A 944-nucleotide genomic window follows, 5' to 3' on the forward strand; every position below is an offset into this window, starting at 1 on the left:
GCGCCGACCGGCGCATATCCACCGCGAAAGAACGGAGCACAGCCATGACCACGACACCGAGTACCGATCCCTGGGCAAGTACCGACCACGACCCCCTGCACCTCGCGCACGCCCGGCCCGCAGACGCACCCACCCCCGGGCGCCGGGACGCAGACAGGACCCGCGAAAGCCCCTGCCACGACCGGGATCTCGAGATCGACAGCTGCCGCACCGAGCTGATCGCCGCCCTGCAAACCGCCCGGGACGCCCTCACCCGCGCGGACCGCGCCCTGGCCGCGCTCACCAGTAGCCCGCTCCACGACGTCGAATTCGCCGACGGCAGCACCGGAGGCGATGTCGCCGCCTTCCTCGCTGAGGGCCTGCGGCTGGCCCGCGCGGCCGCCGCCCTCACCCGCGCGATCACCGGCCACCGCTGAATCACCGCCGAACAGGAGAACACCATGAGCGACATCGAATTCTGGGAACGATGGGTCGGCTCCACCGTCCGCCCCGTGCAGTGCATCAAACGCCGCGCCAAGGTCCACACCCGAGACGGGCGGCGCTGGATCAGCTACCCCGACGAGATCGACGGGGCCAAGGTGATCGTCGAGATGCCCATCGACGCGCCCACCAAGTCCTGCGATCAGGGCCGCCACGACGCCTGCGGGCATCGGCTCGGCGGACCCCAGGAAGGCGGGGTCACGCTCAAACTTTCCCTGCCCGGGTTCACCTGGCGCTGTGGTTGCCCGTGCCACCGCGACCCGTTCCGCGCCGGGCGCCTGTTCTAGAACACTGCCCGCCCCATCGGGCCCGGCCAGCTCTCCCACCAGGGTTGGCCGGGCCACCTCTTCTGCCGGGCATCGCGTTCGGTGACCGGTGATCACGGCGGCCCCGGCGGTGGCGGTGACATCCGTTGCAGGTCAGCGTGTTTGCCGGTCAGCGGGGTGCCCAGTGTGACCGGCCGG

General features: G+C 71.2%; 2 protein-coding genes. Both read left to right on the forward strand.

Going from position 1 to position 944, the window contains the following annotated elements; translation table 11 throughout:
- Positions 1-416, forward strand: a 416-nt coding sequence (locus tag F0Q45_RS29790) for a hypothetical protein (protein WP_262491199.1), incomplete at its 5' end; no start/stop codon positions are given.
- Between the two features lie 24 nt (positions 417-440).
- Positions 441-767 carry a hypothetical protein gene (locus F0Q45_RS26250; RefSeq protein ID WP_149656622.1) on the forward strand — a complete coding sequence of 109 codons (327 nt, stop codon included), beginning with the start codon at positions 441-443 and terminating at the stop codon, positions 765-767.
- The last annotated feature ends 177 nt before the right edge of the window (positions 768-944 follow it).

The organism is Mycobacterium simiae (assembly GCF_008370645.1).
Lineage (GTDB): Bacteria > Actinomycetota > Actinomycetes > Mycobacteriales > Mycobacteriaceae > Mycobacterium > Mycobacterium simiae_A.